At 32.2% G+C, this 15,510-nt stretch carries 13 protein-coding genes and 1 pseudogene; all 14 read right to left on the minus strand.

The window, feature by feature from the left end:
- Positions 1–42: 42 nt before the first annotated feature.
- The 14 genes and pseudogenes from FQT67_RS07475 to FQT67_RS07535 all read right to left on the minus strand — a co-directional run bounded on the left by FQT67_RS07475 (position 43) and on the right by FQT67_RS07535 (position 15,453).
- Positions 43–1,650, minus strand: coding sequence for a CD1107 family mobile element protein (locus FQT67_RS07475; RefSeq protein ID WP_046177004.1), 1,608 nt, complete (start codon positions 1,648–1,650; stop codon positions 43–45).
- Positions 1,628–1,858: a conjugal transfer protein gene (locus FQT67_RS07480; protein WP_143936401.1), complete on the minus strand. Its 231-nt coding sequence runs from the start codon at positions 1,856–1,858 to the stop codon at positions 1,628–1,630. Before FQT67_RS07480 ends, FQT67_RS07475 begins: the two co-directional genes overlap by 23 nt.
- Before the next feature lie 15 nt (positions 1,859–1,873).
- Positions 1,874–3,955, minus strand: a complete 2,082-nt coding sequence (locus tag FQT67_RS07485; RefSeq protein ID WP_046177006.1) for a CHAP domain-containing protein — start codon at positions 3,953–3,955, stop codon at positions 1,874–1,876.
- Positions 3,956–3,961: 6 nt separating this feature from the next.
- Positions 3,962–6,394 carry a VirB4-like conjugal transfer ATPase, CD1110 family gene (locus FQT67_RS07490; protein WP_046177007.1) on the minus strand — a complete coding sequence of 811 codons (2,433 nt, stop codon included), beginning with the start codon at positions 6,392–6,394 and terminating at the stop codon, positions 3,962–3,964.
- Positions 6,297–6,695 (minus strand): PrgI family protein, encoded by a 399-nt coding sequence (locus FQT67_RS07495; protein ID WP_046177008.1) that lies wholly within the window; start codon positions 6,693–6,695, stop codon positions 6,297–6,299. The genes FQT67_RS07490 and FQT67_RS07495 overlap by 98 nt, the downstream gene beginning before the upstream one ends.
- A gap of 3 nt (positions 6,696–6,698) precedes the next feature.
- Entirely contained in the window at positions 6,699–6,965 is a 267-nt protein-coding gene (locus tag FQT67_RS07500; protein ID WP_046177009.1) for a hypothetical protein, read from the minus strand.
- Positions 6,966–6,977: 12 nt separating this feature from the next.
- Positions 6,978–7,565 (minus strand): annotated as a pseudogene (locus tag FQT67_RS07505) (CD0415/CD1112 family protein); the annotation flags it as partial.
- 94 nt (positions 7,566–7,659) lie between these two features.
- Positions 7,660–9,681 (minus strand): recombinase family protein, encoded by a 2,022-nt coding sequence (locus FQT67_RS07510; RefSeq protein ID WP_080937724.1) that lies wholly within the window; start codon positions 9,679–9,681, stop codon positions 7,660–7,662.
- Positions 9,681–9,854 (minus strand): hypothetical protein, encoded by a 174-nt coding sequence (locus FQT67_RS10790; protein ID WP_155995276.1) that lies wholly within the window; start codon positions 9,852–9,854, stop codon positions 9,681–9,683. The genes FQT67_RS07510 and FQT67_RS10790 overlap by 1 nt, the downstream gene beginning before the upstream one ends.
- 59 nt (positions 9,855–9,913) lie before the next feature.
- Entirely contained in the window at positions 9,914–10,768 is an 855-nt protein-coding gene (locus FQT67_RS07515) for an ATP-binding protein (RefSeq protein WP_143936402.1), read from the minus strand.
- A gap of 132 nt (positions 10,769–10,900) precedes the next feature.
- Positions 10,901–11,623 (minus strand): hypothetical protein, encoded by a 723-nt coding sequence (locus FQT67_RS07520; protein WP_046177010.1) that lies wholly within the window; start codon positions 11,621–11,623, stop codon positions 10,901–10,903.
- A gap of 71 nt (positions 11,624–11,694) precedes the next feature.
- On the minus strand, positions 11,695–12,768 hold the full coding sequence (locus FQT67_RS07525) for a PDDEXK nuclease domain-containing protein (RefSeq protein WP_046177011.1): 1,074 nt from the start codon (positions 12,766–12,768) through the stop codon (positions 11,695–11,697).
- A 160-nt stretch (positions 12,769–12,928) separates the two neighbouring features.
- On the minus strand, positions 12,929–14,629 hold the full coding sequence (gene mobQ / locus FQT67_RS07530; RefSeq protein WP_046177012.1) for a MobQ family relaxase: 1,701 nt from the start codon (positions 14,627–14,629) through the stop codon (positions 12,929–12,931).
- Between the two features lie 413 nt (positions 14,630–15,042).
- Entirely contained in the window at positions 15,043–15,453 is a 411-nt protein-coding gene (locus FQT67_RS07535; protein WP_143936403.1) for a hypothetical protein, read from the minus strand.
- Positions 15,454–15,510: the final 57 nt, after the last annotated feature.

Below are 15,510 nucleotides of genomic sequence, written 5' to 3' on the forward strand. Positions count from 1 at the left end.
GCCTTTAAATTGCACCAAAAATCATATAGTTTATGGTGCATTTTATTCTTCATCTTCTTCGATTTCTTCAACCTCTATTTCTGATGTTTCTTCACTTTCATCAGCTTCAGAGAAAAAATCATCGTCATCATCTTCTAATGCTTCAAGTTCTTCATTCTCTTTCTTTTTAACAACCTTAAAGTAATAACCTGCACCTAATGCTCCAACTACTACAAGAATCAGAATTAAGTATGTTCCCATATTACTACCCTCTTCTTTTTTCACTGGTTTAGGCTCTTCTTTTATTGGATCTTCCTTTACAATCTCCTTTTGTGTTGCTTTCTTTTCAACCATATTTAACAAATCATCTTCTGAAACTTCTGTTAAAAGCATTACATTCTCGCTATCTTCATCATGATTAATGATTAGATGAAAAGTCTTTCCATTTTTAGTTGTAAAAGTTACAAACTGTCTTGCGTCTGCTGAATACATATCCGTAGGCTTATTATCTTTACCATCGTTGTGGTGAATTGGATAATCTTTGTTTGCATTATCCTTATTCTCTGTAACAGATCCTCTTGCCTTTGATGGTGCTGACGCTACTCCTTTATTGGTATTTACAGGCTTACTTGTTCCATCCATAGAAGACGTATCTTCATTACTTGAAGTCTGTTTAGGTGTTAGCTTATTCGGATAACGGATTTCCTGTTTCTCCTCTTTTTTATCCGACTTAGTTTCTACCTTATTTTCTGTCTTAGATGTTGGTGTTGAAATATTACCAGAAGCATCGCTTCCTTTTCCTGTATTTATAGATGTGCTTGGAATAAAACTACTAAATGATCCACTGTTTTTAGGTACTGGATTTGAAATAGTTGGATTAACATTAGTTCCTATCTTATTTACAGAATTAAACTTTTTCTGTAGTTCCTTAGTCTTCTTTTCTAACTCTTCAATAGATTTTTTAAGCTCAATATTTTCTTTTGAAGAATCAATAGAATCCTTATCCTTTTTGATTTTCTTTTCCAAAGATTCAATTTCATCTTCAAGATTTTTGATTTTATCTTTTTGCTTATCACTTAGCTTGTTTTTGTCCTTAAGTTCCCTACTAAGATTATCCACCTTTTCTTTTAACTCTTTAGACTCCTTATCCATCTTGTCTAAATCATTTTGAGTAATATTAGTTTGAGTTGATGAATCTTTCTTAGGTTCTTCTGTTTGAGTGGCTTTATCCTGTTTTGCTTCATCAGACTTCTTTTCTTTATCTTTCTCATTTTCAGTCTGAGTTGCTTCATCTTTTACAATCTTTTCTACCTTACGGATAATCTCATCTTTCCCATCGCCTTTTACTTCATAATAAAGAAAATTATCAATGAACTTCATATCATCAGGTAACATTGGTAAATCGCCACTATCAAGGATTTGTCCTTTATTCGCTTTTATAATTTCATCCTTAAATACTTTCTCGTCTGAAAATACATATTTAACCTTTACTTCAAATTTCTCTTCCGTTTCTGCAAGAGCTTCAATCGGATTAAGCATTGAAAGTACAGTTCCATCTTTTGCAAATACAATCTGCTTATTTACAGTCATCACACCTATAATTGAAACCAAAAGTAATGCTACTCCAATAAGTGCGACCAATACTTTCTTATTCTTCAATTTGCTTTTCATTACTATATTTCTCCTTTTCTTTTTTCTCTTTAAACATCTTCACTAATTCTTCAAGAGTGATTTTATTCTCTCTACAAATCACTACATATTCCTGGTCTAATAGTTCTTCTTTACGAATAAATAAAGGCTCTAAATCTTTATCGATCTGAGCCTTCTTATCTAATAACTTTTGAATTTTTTTATTAACAGTATTCAGTTCCCTATTCACATTTCCCGCTCCTTTCTATCTTTGTACATTTGGTGGAAATCCAAAGCCTACTGGATGATGTTTACAGAATGTCGCAATCCAATCATCTAAGGTTGTAACCCTTACTACGCCAATATTATCCATTACCTTACCATCACCAATATAGATACCGACATGACCATAAGTAAGTCCAGCTTGTCCACCACTACTGCTACTTTCAACAGCTACAAGCATTCCTACTTTTAACTTTGATCTATCGGAAGTAAATGTATGGTTTCGATACATATCATTAGCATTACCTCCTATATATCCAAGACCTGCATTTTGATATACCTGAGAAACCCACATTGCACACCAACCAGCTCCAGGTGATGGAGTAATATATGCTGCATTTACAATTTTCTTTTGAACATCAGACGATGCTTCGTATTCTTTTCCTCCACCAATGCCACCATTTGCAGTAATGAGATTCGTGTTTCCAAACATTTCACCCATATTCCCCTGTGCAAGGAATAGTGCCTCATAATGCTTTAAATTGTCTGGATACTTGGCGAAGACTTCTCTAACCACACTATCCATTTCCTTTTTACTTAAAGTAACAATGAGTTTTTTATACTCATACGGTTCTTCATGGCTCTCGGTATATTCATTTCCTTCTTCATCAGTGTAAGTTTCAGTTACAGTCTTATACCTTATCTCTATTTCCTCTTTATAATCGACATGGTACATAGTCTTAAATAAGTCATCTAAAATATTACTAACTTCAGATAAATTCTTTACTTCACCACATCTTGAAGTGATATAGGATAAAAGTTCATGAACATTATGACCAATATCTCCATTTTTTCTTACGATATATTCATCATATCCTGGATTATTCTTTTCTACATTTTCAAGCTCACTATATAAGTCATTCTCCTTGTTTGAGAAACTTTGATTAATCTCAGTTAAAACATTTGGTCTTGATAAATATGATGTTGTTAAAACACTACTTGTAGAATTAGCAAATCCACCCATTGTCATGCTTGCAAAGTTAAATACAAAAGTTCCAAAAAAAATTATGGCAACCACTACTATTGCTGCCACTTTTGCTTTTCTTATGATGAAGTCTTTAGATACCTTGAATGTATCCATCAGTGTCTTTTTAACTCTATCTCTAATTCTTGTCTTATTTTGCTTATAGATAGCTGACTTCATCTGTTTCTTCTTTTGAAACTTTTTATAAGTATTTGCTTTTTTATATTTGTCGGTTTTTTTAACCTCATCCATGCACTTTCTAAACTCAAGTTTGGACTTTCTACTTTTAATTTTCCTATCGCTCTTTTCTAAATCATATAGCTTCTTTCTTTTTCTCTTATCCGAATAATTCTTTACGCCATGAATAAGTTTAGAGGAACTTCCTAAGCCTTTTTCAGCAGCTTCAACCGATGCATTTTCATCACTACCAGATGATAGATAAGTACTTGTAACTTCACCAAGTTTTGCGGCTCCAATCACACTTCCACCGACTAAGGTTTCTTTGTTATACCTTTTATAAATCTGATTTTTCTTTTCCCTATCTTTGATGGCTTCTTTACCAGTTTTAGAAGCTTTAGTATTATCTTCCTTTTTCTTATCCGTCCCTTTTCTTGTAAAGAGCTTATCAGAATAGTTCTTTCTTTTAAGTGACCTTTTCTGCTTTTCATAAAGTTTGGATTTTTTATTACCTAAAGGCTCATATGATACATCACTGTCTCTAAAGTCATTATCGTATCTGTCAATAACTCCATCACCATCTTGGTCTTTTGCCAAAGGATCATTGATACGGTTTTCTTTAACCTCTGTTTGATAATCTGACTTGGCTACTTCGGCTTCCAAACTATTACTTCGAGTATTTCTTTTTATTGCATTTTTACTCTTGTTACTTGTGTCTATTTCACTAGTAATATCAGCTCTTTTACTTATCTTCTCATGAATTTTTTCTTGAAACCTGTTTTCTTCTTTGACTACCTTATCCCTGTAATCATCTCCAGTTTTTCTTTTGTAATCCAAGACATCAGCTGTTTCAGCCTTTGTGATGCTTTTCTCTTCTCTTGCCTTTAACTTTTCATTCAAATCTCGCTTTCTTTTTTTACTCATAAGACGCTACCTCACTTCTTCAGGTTTAGTAGTCATCTTTTGATATAGGATTGTGTCTTTAGGGAAATTATCTACAAATGGAACAATGGTGTTTCCAAAGAAAATTAAACCTTCGCCTGCTCTTGAATTGGTGACGAATTTTTCCTGATCCTTTGAGATTTTAAGCTTTACAACAAGCCAATCTCTATCACCTGTTGCTTGATTAAGCATTAGAATAAAATCCGTATTATCGAAAATATTTTCAATTTCTTTACTTGCAAGTAGGTCTTTAACGTTCTGTGTAATTCCTGTTGGAATACCACCCCATTTTCTAAATCTCTTCCAGATTTCCACCGAATACTGTGAAGTCTGTTCATCCTTTAAAAGCAAGTGAAACTCGTCAATGTAATACCTTGTACTTTTGCCGGTATTTCTATTTTGAGAAACCTTATTCCAAACCTGGTCTTGAATAACAAGCATTCCTATTTTCTTAAGCTGCGTTCCAAGTTCCTTAATATCAAAACAAATTAACTGCTTATTTAAGTCCACATTTGACTGATGATTGAAGACATTAAGACTTCCTGAAACATAGATTTCCATTTCTGTTGCAAGTTTCTTTCCTACCTTTTCTTCTTGCCCTTTTAACATATTGTAAAGGTCTTGGAGTATAGGCATATTCTCTGGAATAGGATTTTCAAAATACTTCTCATAAATTCTTGGTAAGCACCTATCTATAACAGACTTTTCTTCTGCCGTAAGTCCGCTACCACCAACTACAAGTTCAAGCATAGATATAATAAAGTTTGCCTTATCCTTAAGTGGTGCATCACCATCTCCATAGTTCATATTTATATCCAGTGGATTGAGATAGTCTTTACTCTTTGCACTAACCTTAATGACTTCTCCCTTGAACTGTTTAACAAGATTGCCATATTCACCCTCTGGATCACAAATAATGACATCATCATCTGTTGTAAGAATAGCATTTGCCATTTCACGCTTTGCAGAAAATGACTTACCAGAACCAGGCGTACCTAAAATTAAGCCATTTGGATTTTTAAGCATTTTTCTATCAGCCATAATAAGATTATGGCTTAGGGCATTTAATCCATAGTACAAGCTATTTGATGAGTTTATGAAAAGCTCCTCTGTTGTAAATGGTAAAAAGACTGCTGTAGATGATGAGGTTAGCCCTCTATCTATTTCAATCTTATTTACTCCAAGAGGTAATACACTGATAAAACCTTGTTCTTGACTATGATCTAAGCGTTTAATCTTACAATTATGCTTACTTGCAATAGATGAAATCTGAGAAATAGTCGTATCTAGCTTTTGTACTGTCCTTGCAAAATTCATAAAGACAATCGTTACGATAAACATACGCTCATCTCTTGTCTGGAGATCTTTTAAAAGCATCTTGATATTATCACCATAGGTAATTAAATCACTTGGCAAGATGTCCATATCATATCCACTTCGAACCGCCTTTTTGTTTTCCTCAATCTTCATCTTATCAATATCTGTATTTTTTCTTTTCACCATTTTAATAGCTTCTGTCTGCTCAACTGCCTTGATATGAAAAGAAATATTGATGTTGTCATCTATATCTAAAAATTCTGCAAGCATTCTATCCGATAGCTCACTTGCAAGTATTTGAAGATGACTTACTGCTCCAATATATTTTCCAAACTTAAAATACTTACTTGGCACGAAGTTAAAAGAATCTGGTGCAATAACAGTCTTTGTACTTTCTCTTGGTTTTAAGTCTTTATAGGAAAAAGAAAAGAGCTTATCTGGATTTAAAATATCATGTAAGACTTTTAGTCTTTCTGTTCCAGTTAAGCCCTCAGCACGAACTCCCATACTCTTTAGATTTGACAATATATCAATCTCAAGTCGCTCAAGTTTTGCAGTCGCTTGCTCCAAACTATCCGCTTCCACTCCAAAAGTAATATACCTCGATTTCTTTAGCCCGTTGTTTCCCTTTGCAAGCTGACTTTTTAACATCTCACGAAACTCTAATCGAATATCATCATAACCATCATTTTTATCCGGTATCTGAATAGCTGTTTTTAATTCATTATTTCTTCCAAGCTGATTGATATATGAAAATTCAATGTCTACACTTGGATCAAAAGAGTTTAAGACATTCACAAATTGATTGAAAATCAAATCTTTATCCTCTTCTAAGGCAAGCTGATAGTTTATATCTTGAAATGCAATACACTTATTAAAGTGCTTTTCATCAAGCTGGCATATTCCACTTTTTAGCATTCTCAGATAAGGTATTGTGTCTTCAACAGTGTATCTCTTAGGCTCTTTCTTAAATATTAAGTCGATTAGAGAAGCTTTTTTCTTCTGCTTAGTCAGCTTTTCTTTTTTCAGGTTTCTTTTGTTTTCCTTTAATATCTTTTGATTTTTTTCTAACTGAATTTGCTGTATTTTTCTTTTCTTGTTCAAGGTAAACCTCCTTTCTCACTCGCTTCTGTGGTTGATAAAACTTGTGTAGATATATGTGCTTAAAATATTTCTCAAAGGTAAGTCCATCTTTTTCAAATAGTGTTACAAAGAAGATTGGAAGCGTTGATACAATTAAAAACAGTATCGCTATATCATTTGGTATAAACTTTCTCATAAATAAATAGACTGGTATACCAACCAGTCCAGCAAGTGTAAATCCTATTAATTGTCTTCTTGTAAGATTAAAGGCTACCTTTGTTTTTACCTTTTTTAAATCTTTGGGAATTGGTACATAGCCCATAGCTTACCTCCCATCTTCTTTTTCCTTTGAAAATGCTTCAAAATGCTCATAGCATGAAGCAACTTCATTTCTCATCTCTTCTAATTCTGACTCAATGAATGCATTTTTCTGCTCTTGATAACAAAGAATAGATTTCACATCATCTCTTGTACTTTTTACTTCATATTCTAAATTCTTTAATTTTTTCCTGTAAAAAATCGAGATAGCAAATGCTCCAATCCCTACTACAATAATTGAAACAGGAAACAACTTTTTCTTTACTTCTATCATTAAAAATCCTCCTTAATGTGCATTTAATACACTCTTTGCAAGCGTTCCGCTCTTTAACATCATTAGACCAAGAAGTAATGCATAGCCTAATATCATAAAAGTACTTGCATGAATGTCTGTTATCTTTATCGTCTTTACTAAAACTGCGTAAATACCCAAGCATATAATCAAGAATAAGCCTTGAAGTCCAATAGCAAACAGACCTTTGATATAGTTTGTTCCAATTTGTCCCCACTCCTTATTTCCCATAGTGGCAAATGGAATTGCTGAAACCGAACAATAAACATATATCTCAAACATTCTGCCATAGACGACTAGCATAATGACTACCGACATAACCTGTATTGCAACTTTAACAAGCGAGGTTTCAAAGAGTATCATCACCAGTTCTCCAAGTCCTTTGTCTTTTAATCCCTCAACCATCTGAACAATTTGATCACCTGAAACGGTGGCAGAAGTATTGATTACTCCTGCCGCCTGATTTACAAGGTGTTGTGCGACATCGAAAACTGCCATTGAGAATGTAAAGGCATGAGATACTAGCCATACAGCTATCCACATCTTTATCATGTATTTAAAAAACTCAAAGGTATCTGTATCGGTTGATATTTGTCAACAAAGTTTTTCAAATATTTACAAATAAAAAAAGAGGTAGCCACCATTTTTAGTAGTTACCTCTAATCTCATCTATATTTTACTTGTCGTAGTTTATAAGCCTTATTGTTTCTTTTTTTACATCTACCTTTACAATATCATATCCTGCATTATAAATAGAATTTCCCATAGGTCTATCTTCACTTGCATACCAATAGCTTGGATAGGTTCTTGCTGATTTGCAAAGTTTTCTGCCTATAAGTTCTTCCACCTTTGAAAAATCAAGCTCTATTTCTCTGTCTTGCCCTTTCAGATATTCTGTTATCGGTGAAAATCTGCTGTCTTTGTGAATATACTTTTTATCTTCTTTTTCCTCTATATAGGTATCTTCCTTTATTTCATCATCCTTTTCTATTTCAAACTTACCGATAAAGTTAAAGTAAATATCTATCCTTTGAGTAAACTTATATCTTTTAAGTTTTTGTTTTTGGTAGATTATTATTTTATCTATCAGTTGATTTATCATTGAGGTTGTGAGTATCGAAAAATCAGTAAAACTCTTAATGGTTTTAATAAACTGTTCTGTGTTATCACTAACGGATTGTAATTTCTCCGTTACCTCCTCAAGTTCAACTATTTCAGTATTTAGTGTCTTTTGCTCCTCTGTGTATTGAACAGCTATCTTATTAAAGGTTTCATCGTTTATTCTGCCACTTGCATTATCTTCATATAGTTTTACAAACAGCCTATCTATCACAACAAGCCTATTTTTATCCGCTTTTAATTTCTTTATATTTTCCTTTTGACTTTTCTCCATTTCTTCAAGTCTTGCAGATATAACGATGTTTTTAAATTCTTCCTCATTATTCTCAATATATTTACTAATATCTTTTAAGGCTTCTAAAATAAGTTCTCTTACTACTTTTGTTCTGATATAATGTGCAGAACATTCATTTCTATGTTTCTGATAGGTTGAACATATATAATTATCGTACCTGACATCTTCTTTGTAATGTCCTGTACCCTTTCTATTTATCCCTCTTGAATTATATAGTTTTTCTCCACAATCTCCACAAAACAGCTTGCCTGTTAGTGGATTTACCGTTCCCTCTCTTGACTGCCTTCTTGTCGTTTTCAAAAGGGAATTGGCAATTTCCCATGTTTCTTTGTCAATAATCGCTTCATGAGTATTTTCAAAAATAGCCCAATTTTCTTTTTTATTGGTGTACCTTCTCTTATCCTTAAAGCTTGGCTTGATGGTCTTAAAGTTTACAGTATGACCTAAGTATTCTTCACGTCTTACAATACACGAAATACTTGTTCCCCACCAACGATATGGTGTGTCAAATTCCTTATTGATACGATTCCCATAGCCATTCATAGCCATATAGTACGATGGAGAATAGACTTTCTCTTTGTATAATAAATCTGCTATCTGATAGGGTCCAAGTCCACTTACAACTAAAGAGTAAATCCTCTTTACAACTTTTGCAGCTTCTTCATCAATAATCCACTTATCCTTGTTATCAGGGTCTTTTTTATATCCATATATGGCATGGCTTCCTGTATGCTTTCCCTCAAGTCCCTTTGCCCTATATACTGCCTTAATTTTTCTACTGGTATCTACTGCATAGATTTCATTAATAATATTTTTGATTGGAATACTTATATCTGTTTCCATATCGGTAGTAAAGGTATCTACATTATCATTTATGGCAATAAATCTTACATTATGCTTCGGAAAAAATTCTGTTGTATAGATCCCTACATGAAGATGATTTCTTCCAAATCTGGACAAGTCTTTTACAATTACTGTTCCTATTTCTCCATTTGCAACCCTTGTTATCATATTTTGAAATTCAGGTCTGTCAAAATTTGTTCCTGAGTAGCCGTCATCAATGAAAAATTCACACTGAAAAAAGCCACTCTGCTTGGCAAACTGGCTTAAAATCTTCTTTTGATTTGTAATGGAATTGCTTTCTCCTTGAAGTTCATCATCTCTTGATAAACGACAATAAAGAGCTGTTTTTCTGTTAGCTTGAATAGACATATTTTCCTCCTGTCTATCAAGCCTACCTACGATATTTGTATTATACTCCTTTTTCATAATTTTTTCCACCATTAATTGTCGCTATTTTTTATAACTTCCTGCTTAATGATTGATTTCATCTTATCTTTCAGCTCTTTTCCATTTTTCTTACAAAAGATATTTACAGTGTATTTTGTATTTCCAATTTCTTTTTGAATTACTTTAGTTTTTTTATTGTCTGTGTTTTCTGTTTGTATGGTATTCATAAATTCTCCTTCCTGTAAAATAAAAAAAGCGATTAGAATTTCTACTTTTCCAATCGCCTTTACTCGTCTATTAAGTTTTGTGCTTTCTTCAGCTTTTCTTTACTTTGTATTTTTCTCCTATCAAGTCCTATTACCCTAAGAGGTAAGCACATTTCTATTATCCTTGAATAAATCCTGCCAAGCATTATATCTTCCTGTTCTTTCTCTATGTCTTTGAAATTTAGGTTTGTAGTTATAATGGTCAGTCTTGCCTTTAGGTATCTTGCATTTATCACATTGTAGATTTGCTCTAAGGCGTATTCTGTATTCCTTTCTATTCCAAAATCATCAAGGATTAGTAGAGTAGGATTTGTTATTTGCTCTATATATTCATTTCTATCAAGGTTAAAGCCACCTTTTTGTAAATCATTTAGTATCTGTGCAAAGTTTCTCATTTTAACAGTATAGGAATACTCTGTGATTATGGCATTTGCTATTGAACAAGCAAGATAGGTCTTACCACTTCCTACATTTCCATATAAGAGTAAACCTACATTGTCCTTTCTCATTTCTTCAAAATGCTTTACATAGTTTTTAGTTTTTTTGATGATTTCTTTGTCGGTATCTTCATCAGCATTTTCAAAGGTATAGGCTATTTGATTTTTGGATATAAAGCAGTTTTTTCTAAGTCTATCCTGTTCAATCTGCTTTTCTCTTAATTTTTCTTGCTCTGCTCTATCTCTATCACATTTACAAGCATTTCTAATTATCATTAGCTTTTTATCTAACATTGGAATAGGCTTTCCGTCTATTCTTTCATTACAAGTCTTACAATAGATATGTCCGTCTTTTTCATAGTGAGTTTCTTTGTTGTAGGTAAAATCTGTACCTTGTATTTTTGTAGTTATCATATTTTGAGTATCTTTGTTATTCATAGCTTTCATCCTCCTTGTTCTTATTTAAGTGGTGGAATGCGTTTTAAGGCTTATTTTTTATATTGGGTATACTCTGATACCTCTTTCAGCTTTAATACTCTAAAAACACCTTTCCACCTTGTTATATGATATTTATAGGCTGTCGCTGTCCTCATAGTTGGTTGAATAGGTTTTAGAACTTTTATTTTGAATATTTTTCTGTGTTAGTTTCTCTTTGTCCTGTTCATACCAATTAAGGATTGTTACATAGTGGTCTTTGTAGTCTTTTCCTGAACCTTTGATATATCTTGATAATTTTTCAATCATCGTATCGGTATGTCCTTTTAGCCTATCCTTTAGCTTTTGGTATTCCTCATCAGTTAATCGAATATTTTTATATTCTCCGTAAAGAGAAAAGGGGCTAGCCTGTTCTATGCTCCCCTTATCTATACTAACCTTATCTAATCTACCCTTACCTATACTATGCGGACAAACGGTTGACACTTGGTTGTCATTTGGTATACCAAGATTTTCAAGCCTTATATATGCTCCGTTTTCTGTTTGTGTTAAACTTTGTTTTTCCGTAATATACATAGTTTCTTTTCGTCTGTCATTTCTGATGTAGTTATTTATCTTCCAATGAGTAATGACTATAATTCCTCTCTCAAAGACAATTACAAATCCCTTTGTAATTAGGATTTTTAAGTCATCTTCATTTGCTCCTATAATTTTTATTATCTTCTTAGGATTATCCACAAATCCGTCATCATCTGCCCTCATTGATAGATGAAAATATAGGCACTGACTACTTAGTGGCATATCCAAAAATAAGTCACTATCCACTATCTTTAGTGAAAACATTCTTTTATCTGCCATGCTCTCCTACCTTTCTTCAAATAAAAAAGACGATAGTTTCTTACTTCTATCGCCTTTTGTAAGTTCATATTTTATTTTTCTGAATCTAATTCTTTTATAGACTCTTCTATTTCTTCAATAGATGGTAAGCTACTTTTATATTCCTGCTCAAGTAATTTGCTAATTTCATACTTACTTATTCCTATTGGCTGTGAGATATTTTCAAGCGAATATTCAGCGACTACATTATCTTTATCTCTGCAAATTAGTATTCCTATGGTTTGATTATCACTATTTGATTTCATATTCTTATTTACAGCTGTTACATAAAAATTGAGTTGACCTGCAAATTCCGGCTTAAATTTTTCTGTCTTTAATTCTACTACAACATAAGAGTGTAGTTTAACATGATAGAAAAGTAAGTCCATATAAAAATCACTTTCTCCAACCTTGATATGGACTTGCCTACCCATGTAAGAAAATCCTGTCCCAAGTTCCAAAAGAAAAGAAGTTATTTGATTTACTAATGCTTCTTCCAACTCTCTTTCATCATATTTATCCCTTATTGTTAGAAAATCAAAGTTGTATGGATCTTTTATTGTTTGCTTAGCTAATTCAGATTGGACAGCCGGTAACCTATTATCAAAATTAGTAACTGCATTCCCAACCCTTTTATATAAATCTCCATCAATCTGATGTTCCAAAACCGTCCTGCTCCATCCATTTTCAATAGTCTTATCTATATAAAACAAAGCCTCTTTGACATCTTTACACTTATACATAATCCTTTGATTATGTCCCCAAGGAATACTTTTTATTCTTCTTTCAATATCCGATAATTGGGTTACAGCTTGTAACCCAATTAAGTAATCATTATAAAAGTTATACCAATATCTTATGTGTTTTAAGTTTACGGCTGAAAATCCTCCCATGTCTGGAAATTCTTTTCTTAAATCACTACTCAATAATTTTAGAAAACTATCACCCCAAGAATATTGCTTTTGTTTTTCAACAATTTCTTTCCCCAAGTTCCAATACAAATCAAGCAACTCATAATTAACTTTTACTGCTGCTTTTAATTGACTGCGTCTAACTTTTTCCTTTAAATCTAAAAGTAATTTTTTATATTCACTATCTCCTATAATAGCCAAATCTTTTTTATCCATTCTAATCACTCCAATCTGATTCTTTAATTTATTCTGTTTCTTACACCAATGGTGGGAGTTTTAATCTTTTTATCATAATCAGCTTACGGTTAACAAGCTCATTTTATCATCAAAGTTTTATTTTAATTGACATAATTATACCAAAAATAAAGGCTCTTTTCTATCTTTCAGTTTCCTTATGAATATGGTCTTTATTCTTGTAATACTTCTTTGCCCATGCTTTTTGCCTATCCTCTTTTTTAATCTGCCTTTGAAATTCTTCTAATGCCATTTTTACACTTGGTTTTTCTCCTCTTGCAATAGCCTTTTTATAGGCTATTTCTATCTCAATATTTATAACTATTCCAAAGTCTTTATTTACTTCTCCTACTACATATTTGATATGGTTTATTTGAGTAATTTCCTCTTTTATAAATTTTTGGTTAAAAGTGAGATGATTTATATCTGTCTGCAACTCTCTTTTTTCTTTCTCCCATTTCTTTGTTTCTATCTTTTCACTTCCACTTAATTTTTTTAGAATAGATTTTGCTCTAATATATTTATCAATTTCTTCTTTATGGGAATTGTAATATTCTTCTTTACTTGTTCCTGCTATTTTACTGAAGATAGAATTACCAGCTCCTTTGTATCTATCATAGACAGTTTTATGTTCTCTCATTATTTTAGCCTGTTTGATTATAGTTTCTATGTTCTTAATTTGCTTATTACAGTCGGCTATGCTTTCCTTATTTTCTTTTAGCTTTGTCAATACTTCATCTTTTTTACACTGTATATCTATGATTGTCTTTAGGTTATTGCTGCTCATATAGGATAGGGCATTAACATATTTTTTAGAGTCAAAATGTTCTTTTCTCATTCTACTGTCATAACTTAGATTTTTAGAAAGTTCCTTTTGAATTTTATAGTAGGTTTCAAGATAGGAATAAACATCAAAAAGGTCTGGAGTTAGGTTATATTCTTCTTGTTTTTCTTTAGAAAATCCTTTCAACAGTCCTTTTACCATATTTATCAAACTTAAAATCCAACTGCTTATTTCTGCAATTTCTTCTTTTAATTTTTTGAACTCTTTATTTAAGGCTATGATTTTTCTGTTTTGGTTTCCTCTCTCTGTCTGTATGCCTTTTTTCTCCATCTGATAACTGCTTGTGCCTAAATGAATTTGTGGGAGTTCTTCTCTGCCTTGTTCTTTAAAGGTGCGTGGATCTATCCTTTTATTTATGTTGTTCCTTGCCAAGTATTCGTTTGCTTTCTTTGAAAAGTTTTCTCTCCACTCTTTTGCTTTGTCAGGTTCGTTCCAATCGTTCAAATTTACTTTTCTTGATTTAAAGTTTCCGCTTTTCAGTTTTATCTTTTCTCCGTTTTCATCAAGGATATATTCTTTTCTGCATTTCGGTTTCCAATTCCCTTTTTCGTCTATTTCTCTAAGGGTAAGTAAGATATGGGCGTGTGGTTGTTCTTCATTATCGCTTGCCATAGGATTATGAATATTACAGTCTGCTATCATACCTTTAGAAGTAAAGTTTTCTTCTATAAATTCGCTGATTAATTTTATTCTGTCCTGTTCATTTAATTCTCTTGGAAGTGTAAAGAGCAGATTTCTTGCAAGTTGTGAATTTTTACTTTTTTCGATTTTCTCAACTTCATTCCATAGGTATTCTCTGTTTGAAAACTCTTTCGGGATATGTTCCGGCAGAAATATTTTTGAGAATACAAGGTCTTCTTTTTTAGAATAATCATGTGTTTTTCCATAGTATTCATCTTGTAATTTATCTCTTGCATTGTATGCAGCTTTTGCAATCACGCTATGCCCTTTTGACCTTGAAACTATATCTACATGGGTATGTAGGCTTTTGATTTCCATTCTTTTTCGCTCCTTTCCATTTATGATTTTTATATTTTTAGGCATAAGAAAAGCAGATAGATTTTTCTTAAAATTTTTCTATCTGCTAATCTCTATACGATATTTAATTTTTATATTTTAGTATCTTTATGATGTCAGGTATCTTCGCTCCCTTTTTCAAAGGGCGCAAAGATACACCGTTTAACTACGGTGCTTTGCGTTCCTGCGGAAAGCCTATCGCTCCGCTAAGAAATTCAAAAGGATAAATCCATTTTGAATTGTAAGGGGGCTACTCCCCCTTAAACCCCTGTGGACTTTGCTTTTTGTAGATTTACCAAGTCAACAAAAAAGCAAAGTGTTAAAAGTTCTCTCCACTTTGCACCATCAATTCTCATATTTACTTTTCATAAAAGCCACCTATCTAATCCTTATTTTTAATCTTCACTTTCTAAAAAATCATCCTCCATATCTTCATCTGAGTTTTCTACTTTCTGATTGTCTAACTTGTCATTTTCATCATTAGGATTTTTAGTTTCTTCTACATCAATTTCTTTATCTTTAATATGAATTTCCGTAAGTTCCTTTAGCTTTTCTCTGTTCCTGTTATCTGATAGTACATAGTCTAAAAAGGCATAAACTAAATCATTATTTGTATCTTCTTGCCTACCTGTAATTTCTCTTTCAAAGGCTTCAAACACTCCGCCCTTTTGAATTTTTCTTTGTGTCTCAGCTTTTCTTTTTAATTGATTTTTCTTTTGATTAAGTAGCTTTTTTCTATTTTGTGCCTTTTCAATTTTGCATGTTTCTTTCTCAATTTCTTCCATTATTTTTTCTAATTCTTTCATCACAATTTCCTCCTTATATATTTTTTCAAACAAAAAATACTAAGCACTCATCTAAAT

Source organism: Streptococcus sp. NCTC 11567 (assembly GCF_902141215.1).
Taxonomy (GTDB): Bacteria; Bacillota; Bacilli; order Lactobacillales; family Streptococcaceae; genus Streptococcus; species Streptococcus dysgalactiae.

Bases quoted from the DNA above. Each gene is read 5' to 3' on its own strand.
- FQT67_RS07475 (WP_046177004.1), bottom strand. From the start codon at position 1,650: ATGAAAAGCAAATTGAAGAATAAGAAAGTATTGGTCGCACTTATTGGA.
- FQT67_RS07485 (WP_046177006.1), bottom strand. From the start codon at position 3,955: ATGAGTAAAAAAAGAAAGCGAGATTTGAATGAAAAGTTAAAGGCAAGA.
- FQT67_RS07495 (WP_046177008.1), bottom strand. From the start codon at position 6,695: ATGGGCTATGTACCAATTCCCAAAGATTTAAAAAAGGTAAAAACAAAG.
- FQT67_RS07500 (WP_046177009.1), bottom strand. From the start codon at position 6,965: ATGATAGAAGTAAAGAAAAAGTTGTTTCCTGTTTCAATTATTGTAGTA.
- FQT67_RS07510 (WP_080937724.1), bottom strand. From the start codon at position 9,681: ATGGTGGAAAAAATTATGAAAAAGGAGTATAATACAAATATCGTAGGT.
- FQT67_RS10790 (WP_155995276.1), bottom strand. From the start codon at position 9,854: ATGAATACCATACAAACAGAAAACACAGACAATAAAAAAACTAAAGTA.
- FQT67_RS07515 (WP_143936402.1), bottom strand. From the start codon at position 10,768: ATGAATAACAAAGATACTCAAAATATGATAACTACAAAAATACAAGGT.
- FQT67_RS07520 (WP_046177010.1), bottom strand. From the start codon at position 11,623: ATGGCAGATAAAAGAATGTTTTCACTAAAGATAGTGGATAGTGACTTA.
- FQT67_RS07525 (WP_046177011.1), bottom strand. From the start codon at position 12,768: ATGGATAAAAAAGATTTGGCTATTATAGGAGATAGTGAATATAAAAAA.
- mobQ (WP_046177012.1), bottom strand. From the start codon at position 14,629: ATGGAAATCAAAAGCCTACATACCCATGTAGATATAGTTTCAAGGTCA.
- FQT67_RS07535 (WP_143936403.1), bottom strand. From the start codon at position 15,453: ATGAAAGAATTAGAAAAAATAATGGAAGAAATTGAGAAAGAAACATGC.